This is a genomic window from Bhargavaea sp. CC-171006 (assembly GCF_009761675.1).
Lineage (GTDB): Bacteria > Bacillota > Bacilli > Bacillales_A > Planococcaceae > Bhargavaea > Bhargavaea changchunensis.
The window spans coordinates 1-19,583 of the sequence record NZ_QUZH01000002.1 but is presented as its reverse complement, the minus strand read 5'-3'; the positions used below and the strand labels follow the sequence as shown (position 1 = coordinate 19,583).

At 52.2% G+C, this 19,583-nt stretch carries 22 protein-coding genes; 9 read left to right on the top strand and 13 right to left on the bottom strand.

Going from position 1 to position 19,583, the window contains the following annotated elements:
• The first annotated feature begins 4 nt into the window (after window positions 1–4).
• Entirely contained in the window at window positions 5–622 is a 618-nt protein-coding gene (locus DZC51_RS00115) for a hypothetical protein (protein ID WP_157293328.1), read from the top strand.
• A gap of 50 nt (window positions 623–672) precedes the next feature.
• On the opposite strand, the gene DZC51_RS00110 is transcribed toward DZC51_RS00115, so the two are convergent.
• The 3 genes from DZC51_RS00110 to DZC51_RS00100 form a co-directional block, all read right to left on the bottom strand.
• The gene (locus DZC51_RS00110; RefSeq protein ID WP_157293327.1) at window positions 673–1,113 is read right to left on the bottom strand and encodes a hypothetical protein; all 441 of its coding nucleotides are present in this window, start codon (window positions 1,111–1,113) and stop codon (window positions 673–675) included.
• 107 nt (window positions 1,114–1,220) lie between these two features.
• Entirely contained in the window at window positions 1,221–2,492 is a 1,272-nt protein-coding gene (locus DZC51_RS00105) for an acetyl-CoA hydrolase/transferase family protein (protein ID WP_157293326.1), read from the bottom strand.
• Between the two features lie 125 nt (window positions 2,493–2,617).
• The gene (locus DZC51_RS00100; RefSeq protein ID WP_157293325.1) at window positions 2,618–3,568 is read right to left on the bottom strand and encodes a threonine ammonia-lyase; all 951 of its coding nucleotides are present in this window, start codon (window positions 3,566–3,568) and stop codon (window positions 2,618–2,620) included.
• A gap of 162 nt (window positions 3,569–3,730) precedes the next feature.
• On the opposite strand from DZC51_RS00100, the gene desA reads away from it, so the two are divergent.
• Genes desA through DZC51_RS00085 form a run of 3 tightly spaced genes read left to right on the top strand, consistent with a single transcriptional unit; the run spans window position 3,731 to window position 6,626 of the window.
• A complete protein-coding gene (desA, locus tag DZC51_RS00095; protein ID WP_157293324.1) occupies window positions 3,731–4,792 on the top strand; it encodes a Delta(5) desaturase DesA in 1,062 nt (353 codons plus the stop codon).
• Window positions 4,792–6,024 (top strand): sensor histidine kinase, encoded by a 1,233-nt coding sequence (locus tag DZC51_RS00090; protein WP_232524031.1) that lies wholly within the window; start codon window positions 4,792–4,794, stop codon window positions 6,022–6,024. Before desA ends, DZC51_RS00090 begins: the two co-directional genes overlap by 1 nt.
• The gene (locus tag DZC51_RS00085) at window positions 6,021–6,626 is read left to right on the top strand and encodes a response regulator transcription factor (protein WP_157293323.1); all 606 of its coding nucleotides are present in this window, start codon (window positions 6,021–6,023) and stop codon (window positions 6,624–6,626) included. Before DZC51_RS00090 ends, DZC51_RS00085 begins: the two co-directional genes overlap by 4 nt.
• 71 nt (window positions 6,627–6,697) lie before the next feature.
• On the opposite strand, the gene DZC51_RS00080 is transcribed toward DZC51_RS00085, so the two are convergent.
• From DZC51_RS00080 to DZC51_RS00045, 8 genes are all read right to left on the bottom strand, one after another.
• Complete coding sequence (locus DZC51_RS00080; RefSeq protein WP_157293322.1) at window positions 6,698–7,681, bottom strand: zinc-binding dehydrogenase; 984 nt, start codon at window positions 7,679–7,681, stop codon at window positions 6,698–6,700.
• Window positions 7,662–8,618: an ArsA family ATPase gene (locus DZC51_RS00075; protein ID WP_157293321.1), complete on the bottom strand. Its 957-nt coding sequence runs from the start codon at window positions 8,616–8,618 to the stop codon at window positions 7,662–7,664. Before DZC51_RS00075 ends, DZC51_RS00080 begins: the two co-directional genes overlap by 20 nt.
• Before the next feature lie 13 nt (window positions 8,619–8,631).
• Entirely contained in the window at window positions 8,632–8,895 is a 264-nt protein-coding gene (locus DZC51_RS00070) for a cory-CC-star protein (protein ID WP_157293320.1), read from the bottom strand.
• A 50-nt stretch (window positions 8,896–8,945) separates the two neighbouring features.
• Complete coding sequence (locus tag DZC51_RS00065; RefSeq protein ID WP_157293319.1) at window positions 8,946–10,682, bottom strand: carbon starvation CstA family protein; 1,737 nt, start codon at window positions 10,680–10,682, stop codon at window positions 8,946–8,948.
• 194 nt (window positions 10,683–10,876) lie between these two features.
• Window positions 10,877–11,332: an NUDIX hydrolase gene (locus tag DZC51_RS00060; protein ID WP_157293318.1), complete on the bottom strand. Its 456-nt coding sequence runs from the start codon at window positions 11,330–11,332 to the stop codon at window positions 10,877–10,879.
• 11 nt (window positions 11,333–11,343) lie between these two features.
• Window positions 11,344–11,823, bottom strand: coding sequence for an SRPBCC domain-containing protein (locus DZC51_RS00055; RefSeq protein ID WP_157293317.1), 480 nt, complete (start codon window positions 11,821–11,823; stop codon window positions 11,344–11,346).
• A gap of 84 nt (window positions 11,824–11,907) precedes the next feature.
• The gene (locus tag DZC51_RS00050; RefSeq protein WP_157293316.1) at window positions 11,908–12,684 is read right to left on the bottom strand and encodes an exodeoxyribonuclease III; all 777 of its coding nucleotides are present in this window, start codon (window positions 12,682–12,684) and stop codon (window positions 11,908–11,910) included.
• Between the two features lie 62 nt (window positions 12,685–12,746).
• A complete protein-coding gene (locus DZC51_RS00045; protein ID WP_157293315.1) occupies window positions 12,747–13,469 on the bottom strand; it encodes a YebC/PmpR family DNA-binding transcriptional regulator in 723 nt (240 codons plus the stop codon).
• A gap of 155 nt (window positions 13,470–13,624) precedes the next feature.
• Here DZC51_RS00045 and selD point away from each other — a divergent pair, with 155 nt between their 5' ends.
• The 5 genes from selD (at window position 13,625) to DZC51_RS00020 (ending at window position 18,139) form a co-directional block, all read left to right on the top strand.
• Complete coding sequence (gene selD, locus DZC51_RS00040; protein ID WP_157293382.1) at window positions 13,625–14,665, top strand: selenide, water dikinase SelD; 1,041 nt, start codon at window positions 13,625–13,627, stop codon at window positions 14,663–14,665.
• A gap of 25 nt (window positions 14,666–14,690) precedes the next feature.
• Window positions 14,691–15,773: a tRNA 2-selenouridine(34) synthase MnmH gene (mnmH, locus tag DZC51_RS00035; protein ID WP_157293314.1), complete on the top strand. Its 1,083-nt coding sequence runs from the start codon at window positions 14,691–14,693 to the stop codon at window positions 15,771–15,773.
• A gap of 321 nt (window positions 15,774–16,094) precedes the next feature.
• Complete coding sequence (locus DZC51_RS00030) at window positions 16,095–16,823, top strand: ABC transporter ATP-binding protein (protein ID WP_157293313.1); 729 nt, start codon at window positions 16,095–16,097, stop codon at window positions 16,821–16,823.
• Complete coding sequence (locus DZC51_RS00025) at window positions 16,820–17,578, top strand: ABC transporter permease (RefSeq protein WP_157293312.1); 759 nt, start codon at window positions 16,820–16,822, stop codon at window positions 17,576–17,578. Before DZC51_RS00030 ends, DZC51_RS00025 begins: the two co-directional genes overlap by 4 nt.
• Window positions 17,579–17,722: 144 nt before the next feature.
• Entirely contained in the window at window positions 17,723–18,139 is a 417-nt protein-coding gene (locus DZC51_RS00020) for a universal stress protein (protein ID WP_157293311.1), read from the top strand.
• A gap of 326 nt (window positions 18,140–18,465) precedes the next feature.
• On the opposite strand, the gene DZC51_RS00015 is transcribed toward DZC51_RS00020, so the two are convergent.
• On the bottom strand, window positions 18,466–18,819 hold the full coding sequence (locus DZC51_RS00015) for a nuclear transport factor 2 family protein (RefSeq protein ID WP_157293310.1): 354 nt from the start codon (window positions 18,817–18,819) through the stop codon (window positions 18,466–18,468).
• Window positions 18,820–18,844: 25 nt separating this feature from the next.
• Window positions 18,845–19,255, bottom strand: coding sequence for a carbonic anhydrase (locus tag DZC51_RS00010; protein ID WP_157293309.1), 411 nt, complete (start codon window positions 19,253–19,255; stop codon window positions 18,845–18,847).
• Window positions 19,256–19,583: the final 328 nt, after the last annotated feature.

The window sequence follows — 19,583 nt, the reverse complement described above, 5'->3', positions numbered from 1 at the left end:
TCATATGAACAAGAAATGGATTGCCGTGATTGCGTTTTCGGCACTGCTTCTGGGGGCCTGCGGTACTGAGCCGGCAGATATCAGGGATGTGTCTGCAGAAGCGGAGAGTTATAAGAAAGCGGCCGAGATCAAGGCGCCAGACGCATACAGCGAGGACTTTCTTCTGGATACGAGCATTTTCATGTCCGAGATTGCGGAACACGCAGGTGTGCTGAACAGCAATGTTGCGGCTGCCATTGAAGACGGTTCGGTCAGTGATGAAAAAGCTGTAAGAAAAACTATTGACGCATACACAGATTTCGCTTCAGATTTTGAACTGCAAGGCGACTCTGAAACCGAAAATGTCATTTCGGATCTTGCAGGAGAAATCGAAGACAACATGAGCACTTATATTGATTACATCGAAGATTACCTGAAAGAACCGAAAGAGCTTCACAATACCACACTCGAAAGTGCGCAATCACGTGTAATGCGCCTTGCAGGAGATATGAGCTCCGCACTGGCCGACAATGGCGCACAGCCTGCGCTTGCAGATCTGAAAGAGCAATTCGACGCCCTTCACTATAACCCCGACTTTTCCGGATTCAAGGGTAACTTCGTTGCTGCAGAAAAAAATAATTAAAAGCAAAAGCAGGACGGCCGGTCATTTTTGACCGGCCGTCCTGCTTTCCGTTACCAAAAATCCGGCTTGACGACCATGAAGTAGAGCATGATCATCAACAGCAGGATATAAGTCCATAGCTTCCTAGTCAGAACCGCAAGCAACAGTGCTCGCTCGGCATCGCCCTGTCCGAGTTCACGGATGACCGGTTTAAACGCACGGGCTAGGAAAACAATGGAGGCGATCATGACCATTATGGTCATGGCTACCCAAGACGTTGTCCATCTGTAACCGGATGACACAATCAATAGTATTCCCGAGAGGACGAGAAGATGTCCGGCGTGCTTCACGATTCTGACCGCTGACTGAAAAACCGACAATTGGATATCCAGAGCTGCCCCATCCGCTGATTTCATCCGGTTGATCAGCGGAACCAGGACAAATAACGGCCCGATTGAAAGTGCCGCACTGAATACATGCACATACAGAATCAGCTGGTAGTAAACGTTCATTCCCCTTTACCGCCCGCGTCGCTCCCGCGGCAAGCGGACGGCCCCTCCCCTGCATTCACCATGCAGGGCTGCAGGTCTTCCTTTTTCATGTAGCTCTCTCCCTGATGTCAGATAAAGAAACCGGCTTTTTTCGCTTCAAATTCCAGCTCTTCCCTGAATTTGGGATGGGCGATGGAGATCAGCCGGCGCGCCCTTTCGGAAAACGGCTGGCCGTACAGGTCCGCAACCCCATATTCGGTTACGATAGAGCCGACCGAGTTTTTGGATGTAGTCACGACGGAGCCTGGTGTGAGGGCCACCTTGATCCGCGACAACGTATCATTTTTTGCCGTAGAGTGAAGACAGATAAAGCCTTTTCCATACTTGGAAAATCGGATGCCGTTCGCAAAGTCAGCCTGACCGCCGCTCAGAGAGTAATACTTCCCCGCGACCGTTTCGGATGCCGCCTGGCCAAACAGGTCGATTTCCGTCGAGGCATTGATAGAGACCATATGATCTTCCAGCGCTATTTTTGCCGGATTGTTCACAATATGGACCGGCTGGAATTCGACACCCGGATTGTCATGGAGAAAATCGTACAGTTTCTGATCACCCAGCGCGAACGTACAAACAATCTTTCCCCGGTTTGTTGCTTTCCTCGTGCCGTCAATAGCTCCTGAGTTGTACAGGTCGACGACGCTGCTCGTCAGCATCTCAGTATGGATTCCGAGGTGCCGGTGATCTTTTAGCATCGACAAGACGGCATTCGGTATTGCACCGATTCCGACCTGGATGGTATCTCCGTCATCAATCCTCTCCACGACTTTTTCGGCGATGGCAATATCTTTCTCTGTCACCGGAGGAGCTTCTGCGTGAAAGAGCGGTTCATTGTGGCGAATATAGCCCTTGATCTGGCTGATATGAATCTGATTTTGGCCGAATGTTCTCGGCATATTTTCATTCACTTCAAGGACGAATGGAACGCTTCCGATAAATTCTGCGACATAATCCGCATTTGTACCAAGTGAAAAGTACCCGTGCTCGTCCATGGGTGAGGCCTTGGCCATCACCAATGATAATTTGGTTGTCCGTCTCAACAAGTAAGGGACATCTGAGAAGTTGTTCGGTACGAGCTCGATTGTGCCATTATGGTAGGCTTTCCTTGTAGCTCCACTGAGAAAATAGGAAACATGGTTGAGCTTTCCATCAAATTCCCCATTTATATAGGGGCGTTCACGGAGCACATGCATCTGGTGGATCCGTACACCGTCTAATTGCTCCGCATGCGCCTCCAGAATATCCAGAAGACGGAACGGTTCCCCGTTGGCAATCGGAACGACCAGGTCATCTTCCGGCCGGATCAGGGACAGGAACTCCTGATCGGTCAATTCCTTTGTCATAGGTTTGTGCCACTCCCATCCGTATCGCTGTTTTGTCTACATGATCGTACCACAGCTGGGCTGTCTGCATCAGTCTGGGCATTCTGTTGTCACGGAACTGTCGAAGAGGATTTCGGAAAAAATCGTCAGGTTCTCAGCATTTCCGCAAATGCATCGGCTGAAACATTGCCGCCCGACAGCACAGCGACAACCCTCTTGCCGCGAATGCCTGTCCTACCGGAGAGAAGAGCAGCTGCAGATACAGCACCTGATGGCTCCACCACCTGTTTGGTGTACTGGAAAAGCAACTTGCACGCTTCTTTGATCTCCCCTTCCGAAACCGTGACAAGACGGTCGAGATGGCTCCGGAGAATCGGAAACGTCAATTCACCGGGAATCGAAGTCCTCAGACCATCCGCAATCGTCTGGGTCGGACCGATGGCGATCCGCTCGCCGGCTTCCAGTGACTGCTTTGTATCGTCCGCCGTTTCCGGTTCAGCACCGATTACGAGAATTTCCGGCCGCATCTGCTTGATGGCACAAAGAATCCCTGCTGTCAGTCCTCCTCCTCCGACGGGGACGATGACCGCTTCACAATCTGCCACCTGCTCCAAAATCTCCATGCCGGCGGTTCCCTGCCCGGCGATGATGTCAGGATCGTCATATGGAGGTACGAATACGCCCCCAGTTTCCTCCGCTATCCTGAGTGCTTCCGGAATCCGCTCCGCCGATGTCAGCCCGCATCTGACCACTTGGCCGCCATATGCCTCGATTGCTGCCACTTTTGCGGGAGAAGCATCTACCGGCACCACGATCGTCGCCTGTACCCCCGCCTGTCCGGCGATATAAGCAACCGCCTGTCCATGATTGCCTGATGACGCAGCGACCACATGGCTCGCTCCTTCCCGCACCGCTTTCAGAACCTTGTTCGAAGCACCGCGGATTTTAAATGATCCGGTTTTCTGCAGATGTTCCCCTTTCAGGTATACCTCATTTCCCGTTTGCTCACTTAGCCTTGATGAAGTCAGCACCGGCGTACGGTGGATGACATCACTGATTTCATCCGCCGCTTCCCTGATTTTTTCCAGCGCGATCATTCTCATCCCTCCCGTTTTCTTCCTATCTATAGTTTACGTTCCCCGAATCCGTCGGGGCAACCATGACAGTTGTCATATACAACTGTTTACACCTATGCCTGTTTTGAGAATCCACTTCCGGGTACGATAATATCATCATCAATAACATCCGGGAGGCAAATCATGAGCAGAGAAAAAACGATCCAGCTCCGAAAAAGTGTCAAGCCCTTTGAAACGACCGATAAGAAGGCCAGCATCATCCAGATTTTGAATACCATCCCGCCGTTCTTCATTCTTTGGGCACTTGCCTACATGAGCCTGTCGGTTTCAGTCTGGCTCACGGTCGGTCTGTCCGTCATTGCCGCAGGTTTCCTCGTCAGGACTTTCATCATTTTCCACGATTGCACCCACGGTTCGTTCTTCAAAAACAAAAAAGCCAATGATACACTCGGGACAATCACCGGCATCATGACTCTCTTCCCTTATGAGAAATGGAAGCGGGAGCACTCGATCCACCATGCCACAAGCGGCAACCTCGACAAGCGCGGAACGGGCGACATCTGGGTCATGACTGTCGAAGAGTACCGGGCGGCCACTCCGCTCCAGAGACTCGGTTACCGGCTCTACCGGAATCCGATCGTCATGTTCGGCTTCGGGCCGCTCTACCTGTTCCTGGTATCCGGCCGCTTCAACCGAAAGGATGCCAAGCCGAAAGAACGCCGGAACACTTGGTTCATCAATGTGGCTGTCATCGTCATCTACACTGTGACTGCGTTGCTCGTAGGATGGAAAGCATTTCTCCTGATCCATGGAACGATCATGTTCGTGGGCGGCATGCTCGGAATCTGGCTGTTCTACGTCCAGCACCAATTCGAGGATTCCTACTTCGAGGATGAATCTGAGTGGGATTATGTGAAGGCTGCCGTAGACGGAAGTTCCTACTACAAACTTCCGCTTGTCCTCCAGTGGGTAACCGGGAATATCGGCTATCATCACGTACACCACCTGGCTCCGCGCGTACCGAACTACAAGCTCGAAGAAGCTCACGAATCTGTTGAGCCATTGCAGAAAGCAACGACGATCACCCTCAAGACGAGCCTTGAATCACTCCGCTTCAAGCTGTTCGACGAAGCGAACAAGCGCTTTATCACATTCCGTGAACTGAAGACCGCTGCACCGGCCCGCACACGCTCCTCTCTCGGCGAGGCCATCCGCCAGCCGAAGGCGGATGCGAGGAAATCCTGATGAACAGCCGCCCGGAACAATCCGGTGCGGCTGTCCGCATTTCCGGAGTCTGGTATAATGCAGAAAACAGACTGATGGGACTGAAGGCATCCGTGCAGAAATGGTATCAATTGTATCCTAAAAACCGCTGGTTCAATATTTACGCATGGGTCTTCTTTTTGGCCATGCCGTTCTTCTTCATCTTCAGGACCATGTCAGCCAGAGAAATCTTCATCGGAATCGTTCTGTTCGCACTCTTCCTGGTGGCTTACAAATTTTCTTTTAGCCAGAATACAGGAATCCGATACACCTGTCTGACCTTCGAAATCCTGATCAGCTTCACGATGACCGTGGCATTCGGCTACATCTACTTTTTCCTGTTCCTTGCTCTGTTTATCGGGGAAACCAGGCGGCGGACACCGTTCTTCCTGTTTTACTCGTTTAATATTGCGGCATCCGTTGCTGCACTTGTTCTTGTAATCTTCACCGAACCGGAAATCTTCAGGACACAATATTCGTTCCTGATCATGTCGGTGATCGGTGTTATCCTGATTCCTTTCCATAAATACAGCCGGCACCGCCAGGAAGTTCTTGAAGAAAAACTGGAAGATGCCAACCGCCTGATCGGCGAACTTCTTGTTCACGAGGAACGCCAGCGCATTGCAAGAGATCTTCATGACACACTCGGGCAAAAGCTTTCGCTGATCGGGATGAAAAGTGATCTTGCGGTGAAGCTTGCCGGGAGGGACGCAGAACGTGCTGAAAAGGAAATGCTCGATGTCCGGCAGACCGCAAGGACCGCGCTGAAGGAAGTGCGCGAACTCGTATCCGGCATGCGTGGCACAACTCTTGAAATCGAATTGGCCAGGGCCGTCCAGATCCTTGAAGCTGCTGAAATTGAACTCTCCATCGACAAGGAACCGGGTGGGAACAAAACCGGTCCGCTGATCGATGATGTTCTCGGAATGTGCCTGATGGAAGCAGTCACGAATATTGTCCGGCACAGCAAGGCTTCCTCCTGCTTAATCCGGCTCTCGGAAACCGCTTCGGGAGTCCGCCTGGAAGTGTTTGATGACGGGGTCGGAATCAGCGGACCGCCTTCCCGGGGCAACGGCCTCCGGGGGATGAGGGAACGCCTGGACTTTGTAAACGGAACCCTCAATGTGGAAGCGAACGCGCCGGCCGGCGGCACACGGCTGGTCATCGAAGTGCCTCATGTGATCCAGCAAGGGAGAAAGGAAGGGATCGGATGATCAGGATTGTGATTGCGGAAGACCAGCGCCTCCTTCTTGGCGCGCTCGCTTCCCTGCTTGATCTGGAAGAGGATATGACCGTCGTCGGCCAGGCGGCAGATGGCGCGGAGGCAGTCCGGCTTGTAAAGACTCAAAACCCGGATGTCTGCATTATGGATATAGAAATGCCGGTCCTGACCGGTCTGGATGCAGCGGACGAGCTGAGCGGACATCCGTGCAAAGTCATTATTTTGACGACATTTGCCAGAGCCGGTTACTTTGAGCGTGCCCGTCACGCACATGTTGACGGATACCTTCTAAAGGACAGTCCGAGCGAAGATCTGGCTGACTCAATCCGTTCGATTGTCGGCGGCCGAAAAATCTACGCACCCGAGCTGGTGGACATGGCATTCAGCAATCCGAATCCTCTGACCGCGAGGGAAACCGAAGTGATGGAACTGATCGCAAACGGCAAAGAAACCAAAGAAATTGCGAAGGAATTGTTCCTGACGACCGGCACCGTAAGGAATTATATTTCAACCATCCTCGACAAACTGAATGTCAGCAACCGTATTGAAGCAGTTGCCCGATATCGCGAAAACGGTTGGTTCCGTGGAAAGTGAATGCGGGGCGCAAGTCCATTCTCATAAAAAAGCCAGATCCCGATAAAAGGAACTGGCTTTTTTGATGTCCATTATTCTCCTATCCTTATGGCCAACTTGCCGAATTGTGTACTGTTCTCCAGTTTGCCCATCGCTTCCCGGATATCTTCCAGAGGATAGACCGAATCGACAACCGGGCGGATATCCTTCTCCTCAATCAATTTAAGCAGGGCACGGAGCTCTTCCCGGTTCCCCATCGTCGACCCGAGCAGATCATATTGTCCGTAGAAGAAAGAACGAAGATCGAACCGGATGTGATCATCCGTCGTGGCGCCGAATGTGACGATGCGACCGCCTTTTTTCAGCACGTCCAGCGACCGGTTGAACGTCGCTTCACCCACGCTGTCGATGACGAGGTCGATGGTTTCATCCTTCAGTTCTTCTTTCCAGTCCGAATTCGTGTCAATGGCGCGGTCCGCACCGATTTCCAACGCACGGCTGCGCTTGTCTGCGCTCCGGGATGAAACGATGACCTTCGCCCCGAGCGCCTTGGCGAACTGGATCAGATAAGTCGCCACACCGCTTCCCGCTCCGGGAATGAACACCGTCTGGCCCGCTTCGGCCCTTCCGCGGGTGACAAGAGCCCGGTATCCCGTCATTGCAGCAAGCGACAGGACACCCGCCTCTTCCCATGACAGGCCTGAAGGCTTCGGCTCCAGCTGGTCTGCCGACAGTACGATTTTTTCGGCCATCGTTCCGTTGTCCGGCATTCCGAGGATATCGAACTCCGCGGGAGGTGCTGCTGACTGCTCCATCCACCGGAGGGCGGGATTGATGATGACTTCATCCCCTTCACCAAACTGACTCACCCCATCCCCAACCTGGCTGACGACACCCGCGCCGTCCGATCCGATGACGACCGCTTCCTTTTCAGGTCCGAGACGTCCGGGTATGTAGAGGTCCCGGCGGTTCAGTCCGGACACTTTCAGCGAGACGACCGCCTCACCGGGTCCTGCGACCGGATCTTCCATTTCTTTCAGTTTCCATTCACCCATCTCATAAACGAATGCCTTCAACTTCTCCACCTGCCTTAAAATGTTGACTGAATGACTCAAGATCCACCATCGAGGCGATATCTCTCGGGAAGAGGGGCACGAAGATCAGTTCCTGCTCCCCGAAAGTTTCGGCGATCAATTTCAGATACCCTCGCTCAAGCACTCTCCGTTCCCGGAGAAATTCCCCGTCTGCTTCTTCCGGCAACACCTTATTGACGATCAATGTGCTGACGTGAAGGTCATGCCTGCCGAGAAGCGACACCGCCTTTTCCGTTTCAAGAATCGGCAGCCGCTCCGGATTGAGGACGAAGATGAATCCGGTCTTGTCCGGATCTAGAAGGATTTCACGTACCCGTGTAAAACGTTCCTGCCGCTCCCTCAGGACATCATAGATCGGATCTTCCACAGGATCTCCGTCATTCAGCAGTGCTGAATAGTTTTCGTTGGTCTTCCTTCTTCTCTCCAGCAAACCGCGGATCCAGATTCCCATCAGCTCAGGGAGCGTCAGCAGACGGATCGTATGGCCGGTCGGCGCTGTATCGAAAATGATCCGGTCGAACCGGTTCCTTTCCTCAAGGAGGATGGTCACCAGCCTGTCAAAAAGAGCGGCTTCATCTGCACCCGGAGATGCTTTTGCCGTGTCCAGCTGCCGATTGACTTCGTCTGCCATCGCGGAGTGGACAACCCCCTTCAGATTGTCCTTTACAGTCCCGATGTAGGCCTCGGTCTCCCTGTCCGGATCAATCTCCAGTGCGGACAGTCCCTCCGCCACTTCTGTAATCTTCCCGTCTAATTTCCTTCCGAAGATATCCCCTGTGTTATGGGCCGGATCGGTCGAGACGAGCAGGGTCTTGTGCCCCGTTGCCGCTGACCTTATTGCAATGGCCGCCGCTGATGTGGATTTTCCGACGCCGCCCTTCCCCCCGACAAAAATCACTTCCTTGTTTAGCACATCCATACAGTTCCCTCCTTCAGCAGCACCGGATTCCGGTAAGCGGAGATTTTTCCATCCCCATCCGGAGATGCCAGTCATGAAACTTCTCGATCATGTACGGGTACAGCTCCAGTGTATAGTAATAAACCGGATTTGGGATGCCGATCATCTCGGAGTACAGGAGAAGAAGGAACAGATCGTCCTCATCCCGGAGTTCGGCCGCGATTTCCCGCTTGTGGGGCAGGCTGATGACTTCCTCATAATACCGGATCAGTTTTTTCAGTTTGTCTGTCAGTTCCATGTCGACCCCTCCATAGAAAAAGGGGGCCTGCTGTGCCGGCCCCGTTTCAATCATTCTTCCAGAGGCAGCTTACGGTCACTTCCTCTTGTGAGTACATTAAAGGCAGTCAGGATGATCCATACCGCAAATACGAAGATGATCGCTCCGAACACGAACAGGAGCATATTCGAGTTACTGCCCCACAATGACCATTCGAAGAACACCTGCTGGAACATGGCGATGAGCGTCATGAACAGGAGGAAGATCATCGGAATCAGCGCGACCATGTAGTTCCTGCCAAGCTTTTTAAGCCAGACGGCAATCAGCATGAGACTGATGCCGGCAAGCAGCTGGTTCGCTGTCCCAAACAGAGGCCAAAGAAGATATCCGCCCGATCCGAAACCGTTCGGCCCCTTAGGAATCAGGACGAGTGCGGCGCTGGACAGCACGGCAACCGATGTTGCGACATGCGGCTTGGCAAGCGCCGGCATCTTATACTCCATCCCGATTTCTGCGATGATATACCGCATCAGGCGGACGGAAGAGTCCAGTGTTGTTGCCGCAAAGCTGATGATAATGATTGATACGATTGTCGCCGCAACAGAAGGCGGGATGCCGAGACCTTGTGCTAGACCGGATGCCCCTTGGACGAAGTTTCCGAGACCGCCGGCGTTGGCAGCGCCGAAGCTGCTGTATGCTTCCGTGAATGCAGCTGCAGTCGGGAACAGCGTCACGACGGCCAGGATGGAGATGAGTGCCAGGATCCCTTCCCCGACCGCTCCAAGGTAGCCGACAAAGCGGGCATCGGTTTCTTTGTCCAGCTGCTTGGAAGACGTGCCGGACGATACAAGACCGTGGAAGCCGGATATGGCTCCGCACGCAATGGTGATAAAAAGGAGCGGGAACCACGAAACGTCATTGGCCGCATGGACGGCCGGCGCTGTGATTTTCGGATTCGTGAAAATCAGGCCGAGATACAGGATGCCGAGACCGACAACAAGCTGATGTGAGTTGATGAAGTCACGCGGCTGGAGAAGTTTCCATACCGGCAGTGTCGAAGCGATATACACATAGATCATCAGGATGACGATCCAGATGAAGAAGGCAGTCGATACGGAACCCAGGCCGAACAGTCCTGCCCCTTCCTCCCCGCCCATCATGGAGACCAGGTCCACCTGGAGCCAGCTGACCTGGCTCGCGATAACCGCTGTAACATACATGACCGCAAGCGCAATCAATGACGGAACAAGCATCTTCTTCTGTCGTTTATAGACGGCATAACCGATCCAGACAGCCAGCGGAATCTGGATAAAGACCGGAATTACACTTGCCGGGTACTTGATGAACAGATTTGAAATGACCCAGGCAAATACCGCGTTGACCATCAGGACGAGAATCAGGATGATGAACAAAAACAGCATTTTGGCCCGTTGTCCGATCAGCTTGTCGGCAATTGTCCCGACGGACTGCCCCTTGTTCCGGACAGACAGCGCCAAAGTCCCGAAGTCATGGACACCGGCCGCAAACACCGTCCCTAATACCACCCACAGAAACGCGGGGAGCCATCCCCAATAAACGGCAATTGCCGGCCCGAGTATCGGGGCCGCTCCTGCGACAGACGTGAAGTGATGTCCCCATAGCACAAATTTGTTTGTCGGGACAAAGTCGACGCCATCTTTGTACTTGTGTGACGGTGTAACATAATTCGGATCGAGACGGAAGATGCGTTCCGCGACAAACTTTGAATAATATCGATAACCAAGCGCGAAAACAACCATCCCGATCACGGCAACCAGAATTGCATTCAAACGATTTACCCCCTTTTTATTGTTTGTTATATGGAACCCGCTGACGGCAATCTGCCGCAGAGGCGGACACCCAAATTCTTTTTGGGCATTCAGTCTATGTATATGTGTCCATTGTAACTGAAATTTCCGTTAATTCAAACCTATCGGATAAATTCATATCTCTCAAATAAAAAAAGACGGGGATAACGCCCCCGTCATTTCTTATGCATGTTTAAGTATTGGAAAATCTGATTTCTGATCATCGGGTTCAGCCCTTCCGGGAGTTCATCCGGGCGGAAAAACCGGGCTTCGGCCGTTTCCTTTCCATCCGGTCTCGGCTCCTGGTCTCTCTCTGTATGAGAAGCGTAGACGATAGTCACGGAATAGTATTCATGACCGTTTGCCAGCCGCGAAAATGTCTGCGGGCCGGAGATGACTGTCACAAGGGACATTTTCCCGATTTCGACCCCGGTTTCTTCGAGCACTTCGCGGCGGCCCGCATCTTCTGCGGACTCGCCAAGTTCCATGAATCCGCCGGGAATGCCCCAGCGTCCGTCAAAATCTTTCTGCAGGAGGATCCGGCCGCTGCTGTCCAGGACACCGACACCCACGCCGGTAAGAAGAAGCGGTCTGCTGCCGGTCAGTTCCCTGAGTTCCTCGATATACCCCATTCTGATCCCCCCTACAGTTCCCCGACTGCCCGGCCATAAGCTTCATTCCATTTTTCCCAGTCAGCATGCCGGTCTTCCGGCTGCCGCCCGTCAAGAAGGCTGCCGATCACATCCAGGCAGACATGCCACCCTGCCAGATCCTTCACGGTCTGTTCTGTCAGTTTTCGGACGGTTTCCTTGAATGCGAGCACAGTATCGCTTCCGTCAGTGACCAGATCGAAGCGTACCACATCGCCGAACCAATCAAACTCCACTGTTTCTCCGGGTTCAAGTCTGAAAATCTCCAGCTTTTCTCTCCCATGTTCCCCCATATCAAACAGGTAATGTCCTCCTTCTGACGCTTCTCCCATCCGAAGCTCATCAAACCAGAGGGAAAGCCGGTCATTGTCGGTCAGGTAGGTCCACACTTCTGCTTGCTCATGAGGATATCGGACTTCCCTATAAGCGGTCAGTCCTTCTCCGTTCCTCGTCAATTCAGCTATCTCGGCCATAGGTCTCCCCCTCAAAAAAAGAATCCATCCTGCCATTCTTTCGGCAGGACGGACCCGGATTCCTTCTCGATTGCACCAAACCGTTCAGGCCAATACACGGTCCGGCCCGAGATCAGCTTCAAGGACAATCGGACAGTGATCGCTTCCCATGATGTCGCAGTGGATGTCCGCGTTTGTCAAAAGCGGTGCCAGACGCTCCGAGGCAAGAAAATAATCTATCCGCCATCCGATATTCCGTTCACGGACCTTGTTCATATACGACCACCAGGAATAAACATCGGTCCGGTCAGGATGAAAATGCCGGAACGTATCAATGAAACCCGCATCAAGCAGTTCTGTCATCTTCCTGCGCTCCTCGAAGGTGAAGCCCGAATTGCCGACATTCGTCTTGGCATTTTTCAGATCGATCTCCCTGTGGGCAACATTCAGGTCACCGCACAGAATCACGGGTTTTTCTTCATCAAGCCGTTCGATATGGTCCAGGAATCGGTCTTCCCATTCCAGACGGAACGGCAGCCGTGCCAGATCCCGCTGGGAATTGGGCGTATAGACGGTGATCAGATAGAAAGCCGGAAATTCAAGGGTTAAGATTCTGCCTTCATCCTGTCCCTCTTCGTCGCCGAGGCCGTAACTGACTGACAGCGGCTCATGTTTTGTGAACACCGCGGTGCCGGAGTAGCCCTTTTTCACCGCATAGTTCCAATACTGATGGTAGCCGTCCAGCTCAAGGTCGATCTGGCCCTCCTGCAGCTTGGTCTCCTGCACACAGAAGACATCGGCATCCACTTCATTGAAATAATCCAAAAATCCTTTTTTCACACAGGCCCTCAGGCCATTTACATTCCAGGAAACAAATTTCATACCGGTGCCCCTCCCATGCAAAAACCCGCCTTCCTTGGAAGGCGGGCATGCCAGTCATTTCATCATTCATCGCCGAGGTCGACATTGTGATAAACCTGCTGAACATCTTCAAGGTCATCGAGCACGTCAATCATCTTTTCGAACTGGGCCTGATCCTCTTCTCCAAGAGAGACTTCCGTCTGCGGCAGCATACTGAGTTCCGCCACCTGGAATTCCGAAATGCCGTTTTTCTTGAAGGCCTCCTGAACTGCGTGGAAATCCTCAGGCTCAGCGTAGACAATCACACTGCCCTCTTCCTCAAACACGTCACGGACTTCAATGTCCTCTTCCATCAGCATCTCGAGGACCTCTTCCTCTCCTCTGCCTTCAATGCCGAAAACAGCGGTGGAGTCGAACATATAGGAAACCGAACCGGCGACTCCCATATTGCCGCCATTTTTTCCGAATGCCGCACGCACTTCCGATACCGTCCGGTTGACGTTATTGGACAGGGCATCGACGATGACCATCGACCCGCCCGGTCCGAAACCTTCATACCGGAATTCATCGTAGTTTTCGTCGGAGCCGCCTTTTGCCTTATCGATGGCCCGGTCGATGATGTGCTTGGGTACGTTATAGGTTTTTGCACGTTCGAGCACCATTTTCAGTGCCTGGTTGGATTCCGGATCCGGTTCACCGCGACGTGCGGCCACGTAGATTTCACGTCCGAACTTTGCATTCACCCGGCTGGTGCTCTGGTCTTTTGCAGCTTTTTTGTCTTTAATGTTGTTCCACTTACGACCCATTAAAATCCACTCTCTTTCGGATTTAAACTCTCTGCAATAATACAGTATACCATTTTCTCCTAGCAATATGAATCCCGAAGCGTCGCTCCTCTACCGCCAAGGGACAATATGATATCATGGGAAGAAAAGACTTGGCAAAGAAAGGCCGGGATGATATGGCTTCAATCAAATTGACTACACTGACCAAAAAAGGCGGATGCGGATGCAAAATCGGGCCTGCAGATCTGGCGGGCGTGCTCAGGGAACTGCCTGCAGCAGTTCCGGACCCGAATCTTCTTGTAGGCCTCGACACAAGTGATGATGCAGGTGTCTACCAACTCACAGATGACCTTGCACTTGTTCAGACAACCGACTTTTTCACACCGATCGTCGATGACCCTTACGACTTCGGACAGATCGCCGCAACCAATGCAATCAGCGACATTTATGCAATGGGAGGCACACCTGTCACGGCACTGAACATCGTGGCTTTCCCGATCGGCAACCTCGACAAGAAGATCCTTGCCGATATCCTGCGCGGCGCGGCGGATAAAATGAAAGAGGCCGGAGTCACTTTGGTCGGCGGACATTCGATCGATGATCAGGAACCAAAATACGGACTGGCTGTCACCGGCACGATCCATCCGTCCAAAGTACGGACGAATGCAGGAGCAAAGCCCGGGGACAAACTTATATTGACAAAACCGATCGGTGTCGGCATCTATACGACCGCGCTAAAGCGAGACCTTCTATCGGAAGATGATGTCCGGGAAGTGACGAACGTGATGACCACGCTCAATAAAACCGCCGCCGAGACGATGAACGATTACGACGTGCATGCCACCACCGACGTGACCGGTTTCGGACTCCTCGGCCATGCAACGGAAATGGCACAAGGAAGCGGAACAGGACTCGTCATCCGCTCCAATGATGTCCCTGTCCTCCCCCGCACGCGAGAACTCGCCGAACAGGGCGCTGTTCCGGGCGGTACAAAAAACAATCATGCCCACGTGGCGGACAACATCACTTATCCGGACACGATGGATGAGACTTCACAGTGGATCCTCTGCGACGCGGTCACCTCGGGCGGACTCCTCGCCGCCGTCGACGGCGGCCAGGCTGAAGGATTACTGGGAGCCCTCCGGGAAAACGGCGTTGACGCCCATATCATCGGCGAAGTGACTGAAGAAAACGCAGGAACCATCCGGGTCCTGTAAGCCACTAAAAGGAAAGAGATGAACCATGAAGCGAGAACTCTCACTCGACGAATTATTTAAGCTCAGGCAACACGGGAATCACGCCCTTGTGGATGTGCGCTCCCCGAAAGAATACGCTGAAGGCACAATGCCCGGCGCCATCAACATTCCGATTTTCGACAACGAGGAGCGGGCGGAAGTCGGCACGATTTACAAGCAGGAAGGCCAACAGGCCGCGATGAAACGCGGCCTTGAAATCTTCTCCGCCAAACTTCCTGAATACGTAGATGAATTCCGCAGCCTGGACCGTCCGTTCACTGTTTTTTGCTGGCGCGGCGGCATGCGGAGCAAAACGGCCGCCACAATGACCGATCTGATGGGACTTCGGGCCAGCAGACTGATCGGCGGCATCCGCACCTATCGCCAGTGGGTGGTTTCTGAGCTTGAGAAAGCTGAATTCCATCCGCCCCTCATCGTGCTGAACGGATACACGGGAGGCGGCAAAACGGCGATTCTCCACCGCCTGGAAAAAGACGGCTTCCCCGTCATGGACCTGGAAGGAATGGCCGGCCACCGGGGTTCCATTTTCGGTGCAATCGGCATGGAGCCAAGCAATCAGAAAAAGTTTGATGCCCTCCTGGTTGGTGCCATGAAAAAGTATGAAGATGCACCTTATGTCATCATCGAGGGGGAAAGCCGAAGAATCGGGAAAGCTGTTCTTCCGGAGTTTTTCGATCGCAAGAAAAACGAAGGTCTGCATCTGTTCCTCCGTCTGCCGATTGAAGAGCGTGTGCAGAATATCCTGAATGATTACGATACGGAAGCTTATCCAGATCAGTTTCTTGAAGCCTTCTCGATTATCGAGCGCAGGATCCACACTCCCATTGCCAAGGAGATCCGGGATCATCTTGAGTCAAACCGATTCCCGGAAGCCTTCAGGTTGCTTTTGGAATATTACTATGACCCGCGCTATGAACACTCAGCAGGTCTGGATGAAAACGATGAGCAACAGATTTTTATCGATGCGGACAATATGGAGGACGCTTACCGGAAAGTCCGGCAGCATATCCAGCGCATCGGAAGGAAACTTGCCGCAGGAGAAGCCGCTGCCGGGCAGGATAAAATTTAAACAGACAGAAAAGCAGGCTGGAGACCTTTCTCCGCCTGCTTTTTAATTGCCTACCGGAAGGGTAATCATATCGTGTGTACGGCAATCATATCCGAGCCGAGAAAATCATCTCTCCGGTCTGTTCCGTCAGTCATCGCGTTAATTCCATCATTCATGCGAGCCGGACGAGTCACGAAACTGAAGGCACCGAAGACGTAACCCTAGCCTTGAATGAAGAAATTGCGGCAGTCGGTTTGACACCTTCCATGGCTATCTGTTTAATCTCCAACGGATATATGCTACATTATAATTATTCTAATTTAGTCTCAGGAGCGATGCCAAGTGACAACATATGAACCTGCCATCCACTTTAAGGATGTCAGATATTCGATTGACGGGAAACCGATCGTCGGACCGATCACCGGTTCATTTCCTGCCGGACGGATCACAACATTGGTCGGTCCCTCCGGCGCGGGAAAAACGACCGTCCTTAAATTATGCAATGGCCTCCTCTCCGCTGATTCCGGAGAAATACTTGTGCAAGGTGAGCCTGTCGGATCCATGGAGCCGACTGCACTCAGGCGCAAGGTCGGAATGGCCCTCCAGGATGCGCCGATGGTGAACGGGTCCGTTTATGACAATCTTGCCCTGCCGCTTCGGCTTCAGAAAATGGAACTTTCCGAGTCAGATGCCGTTTCCTGGCTTGGGGATGTCGGTCTCTCGAGTGATTATCTTCATAAAAAAGCAACCGAACTTTCCGGCGGTCAGCGGCAAAAAGTGTCGATTGCACGGACACTGGTCAACCACTCCGATATTCTGCTGATGGACGAAATCACCTCAGCCCTTGACCGTGGTTCGCGGCGAGAAATCGAATCACTCATCACTCAGATCAACGAGAAATATGGCACGACAATCATCTGGATCACCCACAATCTTGAACAGGCCATCTCAATCGGCGATTACACTTGGGTACTGATTGCCGGAGAACTGATCGAGACCGGTGAAAGCCGGATCTTGGAAGATCCTTCAGATGAGCGGGTCCGCCGATTTGTAAGGGGGGAACTGCAATGAGCCCGATCGCTCTTTCACTGACTCTCATTTTCGTCCTGATTCCCCTGCTGCTTTCCCGAACTCTGAATCTCGGACTTGAGAAAGACACGATTATTGCAACGGTCCGGTCAATCATCCAACTGTTTGCCGTCGGCTACATCCTGAAGTTCGTTTTCGACTCTGACAGCCATATCTATATTTTGCTGATGATCGGTCTGATGATTTTCGCCGCAGTCCATAATGCATCAAAGAAAGGAAAAGCCATTCCGGGCATTTTGCCGAAGATCACTGTGACGATTATTGCGGTAGAAGTTCTTACACAAGGAATTCTGCTCGGCTTCGGCATCGTACCGGCGACCGCCCAATATATAATTCCGATCAGCGGGATGGTTGTAGGCAATTCCATGGTACTCTCTATTCTCTTCCTCAACCGCTTCACTTCGGAGATGGAAGCCCACCGGAACCGGACGGAATTGATCCTTTCCCTTGGCGGCACCCCGAAACAGGCTGTCCATACGCAACTGACGGATTCCATTAAGGCAAGTACCATCCCCACCATTGAAAGCCAGAAGACGATGGGGCTTGTCCAGTTGCCCGGCATGATGAGCGGACAAATCATTGCAGGCGCCGATCCGGTTCAGGCTGTCCAGTTCCAGCTCCTGATCCTGTTCCTGCTTCTGACAACTGCTGTCGTTTCAAGCATTCTTCTCGGCTTTCTTTCCTATCCGGCACTGTTCAATGAACGGATGCAGATGATCCGGCAGACAAGTAACTGAAACCATTGCTTCAGCACCGTTGGAAGGCTTTACCTTTGCATGGGCAGAACCTCTTTCATATAGGGGATCTTCCTGCGTGAAGTGTAAAATTTTGGGGAATATAAATAGAAGCAGGTCTGCCAGTGACAGAGGAGGAGATTGAGTATGTATAAGCGAATACTTTTGGCGGTGGACGGTTCAGACCATTCGATCCGTGCCGCCAAACATGCCGCCGCACTTGCGGAAGCGATGAATGGCGCTGTGGAAATTGCCTATGTGGCCGATTTCTCAAAAGCCAAAGACGCCGTCCTGCATGCCAAGGGACGTTCCGACCTGGAGATGCAGAGGCGACAGCGTCTCCTCCCGGCTGAAGAGTTGCTGAAAACAAGACAAATCCCCTACGAAGTGAATATCCTTCATGGTGAACCGGGACCGGCGATTGTTTCCCATGCCAACGCCCATTCATTTGATCTGGTCATCATCGGAAGCCGCGGCCTGAATCCTCTGCAGGAAATGGTTCTCGGCAGTGTCAGCCACAAAGTCATGAAACGTTCCGACTGTCCGGTGATGATCATCAAATGACTTCTTTTTCAGATATGAAAACGGGAGCTGCAGATTGAATCCGCAGCTCCCGTTTTTTGTTGCCTGATTAGCGCCAGTTTTTCATGATTCCGAGACCGATAATGCCGATAAATGCAACGATCGATACGATGATCAGAATCGGAAGTAAAGTATCTCCCAGGTAATTCAAGGCAGTTCCTCCTTAACACCAATTCAATTACTTCATCCGGGCGTAACCCCTCATTCTTCATTGTACCCCATACCCGGATTTTGTGACAGATACTCTCTGATAAATTTGTGTATGGAGGCCCTGATGATGATGATTTTTTCACGAATCCGCCACTTCTTTACTCGTTTGGAACCGGTGTCCCCTGGTGAAAGATCATCTTCCAGCAGATGCCATCGGACTTCCAGATTGAGCTTCGGTTTGCCGTTTTTCCGGTTTCCCGGTCTTCTGTCCGGTAAACAGCCAGGACAGAACCTTCACCGATCGGATGCAGGCCAAAGTGGCTGATGCGAAGGTCGACGCTTCCAAGCGTCCCATCCGCCAGACAATCTGCCTTTGAAAACCGTCTCCCAGACTGTCCAAATTCAAAAAAGCACTCGTCGAGCAACGGGCCGAACCTGGCCGGATCCTTTCTGACTGAGTTGTCCAATAGTTCCTGCTCAAGCTTCAGGATATGATTTGCGAGTTCTTTCATACAGAATCCTGCCTTTAGTTCCGGATTAAGCCTCGATGGGATTGTCGGACTTGATGCAGACAACCTCAACTTCCCATTTGTCATTAATGTAGAGCCCGGCGATCTCCTTGAATCCGAGGTTCCATGATTCGATGAGTTCCACAGAGTCCATGATCTTTCCTTTTTTCTTTTCCGCGCTTACGGGGTAACCGGCACAGTCATAATGTCCTGCAATGGCGATATATTCTGAACCGTGACGGTCCGTAGATACCCGGACACGATCGTAGATATTTTCAATCAGCACTTTATTATCACTACGAAGCAGTTTGTTTGGGCCGGCTTCTGTAATCATATCCACATAAAGGGCATCGTAGCGCTGTTTCATCCAGTTCATGACCGGTTCCTGAACACGGCCGTCCATGCAATTGATTGCGGTTACAAATTCATTCTTCGCCATAACGTTCCTCCGTTTCCGGCCGGCCGAATCGGCACGGTCCGATTAATCTTCAACTAACTATTTATAGAATATCAATATTACCGTCCCCTGTTGCGAATAGTTTCGAATTTTGTCGAAATCGTTCTATAGTCTTGGTTCTCTGGGAGGGGATGTCACGAAAGACTGCTCCAGAAAATCAGGAATCGTCATTCGGTTGTAGCGATTATACATGAATCGCCCTGCCCCGTCTCCGAAAAACACAAAAAGGATGCCAAACAAGGCATCCCAGACTGTAGACAAAGTGAGTGAACTACTCCTTGGTCTGCAGTTTTTTCTATTCCTGAAAATC